The 1,401-nt window shown below is 60.0% G+C and carries 2 pseudogenes; both read right to left on the bottom strand.

Annotated features, from left to right (window positions below):
- A pseudogene (istB, locus tag J2046_RS33605) lies at positions 1 to 740 on the bottom strand (IS21-like element helper ATPase IstB); the annotation flags it as partial.
- A pseudogene (locus tag J2046_RS33600) lies at positions 730 to 1,305 on the bottom strand (Mu transposase domain-containing protein); the annotation flags it as partial. The pseudogenes J2046_RS33600 and istB, both read right to left, overlap by 11 nt.
- Positions 1,306 to 1,401: the final 96 nt, after the last annotated feature.

Here is a 1,401-nt window from a genome sequence, read left to right as displayed (position 1 = left end):
CAAGACGTTGACCCGCAAGGCCGTGGCGTGGGTCAATGATAGTCACATGATGCACCACCCCGTCGACAATAGGGGCAGTCTGCGATGCTTGGTTCACCGAAGACACTGGCCCATTCGCTGAAGCTGAGGTTTGTCGTGATGATGACGCTGGTGCGCTCGTAAAGCTTGCTCAGCAGATGGAACAGCAAAGCCCCTCCCGACGCACTGAACGGCAGGTACCCCAGCTCATCGAGGATGACGAGATCGGAATGCACGAGGCGGTTGGCGATCTGGCCGGAGCGGCCTTGTGCTTTCTCCTGTTCAAGCGCGTTGACCAGCTCCACGGTCGAGAAGAACCGGACCCTTTTGTGGTGATGCTCGATGGCCTGCACACCGATCGCCGTGGCAATGTGCGTCTTGCCCGTGCCGGGGCCGCCAACCAGGACAATGTTGTTGGCGTCGTCGAGGAATTCGCAACGGTGGAGCTGTTGCACGAGCGCTTCGTTGATCTCGCTGCTGGCGAAGTCGAAGCCGTTCAGGTCGCGGTAAGCAGGAAAGCGTGCGATCTTGAGCTGATAGGCCGTCGATCGCACCTCTCGTTCGGCTGTTTCTGCTTTCAGAAGCTGCGACAGGATCGGGATGGCGGCTTCGAACGCCGGCGCTCCTTGCTCAGTCAGATCACCGACGGCTTGGGCCATGCCGTGCATCTTCAGTTGTCGCAGCATGATAACGATCGCGCCGCTTGCCGGGTTATGACGCATGGCGAACCTCCGTCTTTCTCAAGGTATCGTACCGTTCGACATTGGCCTTGGGCTCATTGGTGAGCGTCAGTGCCTGAGGTGCATCGAGGGTCGGTGGCGTGAAGGATTTGCCATCAATGAGGCGATGCAGCAGGTTCAGCACATGCGTCTTGGTTGGAACGCCGGACTTCAGCGCCATGTCGACGGCCGACAGGACGGCCTGTTCATCGTGTTGAAGGACAAGCGCCAGGATATCGACCATCTCGCGGTCGCCGCCCGGCTTCTTGAGCAGGTATTGCTGCAGGCTCCTAAATGCGTCCGGTAGCTCGGTGAACGGTGCACCGTTGCGAAGAGCGCCGGGTTTACGCTGCACGACAGCCAGGTAATGCCGCCAGTCGTAGATGGTCTGCCCCGGTCGGTCATGAGATCGATCGATAACCCGGCTATGCTCGCAGACGATCTGTCCTTCCGCGGCGACCACGACACGATCCGGGTAGACGCGCAGGCTCACCGGGCGATTGGCGAAGGAGGCCGGGACGCTGTAGCGGTTACGCTCCAGATGCACGAGGCAGGTCGGCGTAACTCGTGGGACTGTCGGATTTTTTGTGCCTGAGGCCCGTTTCCGTCAGTTGCTGACGAACCTTTCGCCGAATGCGACGGCGAATTGCGTCTTGGCCTCGAA

Source organism: Neorhizobium petrolearium (genome assembly GCF_017873175.1).
In the GTDB taxonomy this organism is placed as follows: domain Bacteria; phylum Pseudomonadota; class Alphaproteobacteria; order Rhizobiales; family Rhizobiaceae; genus Neorhizobium; species Neorhizobium petrolearium.
This window is presented reverse-complemented; position numbering and strand designations above follow the sequence as displayed.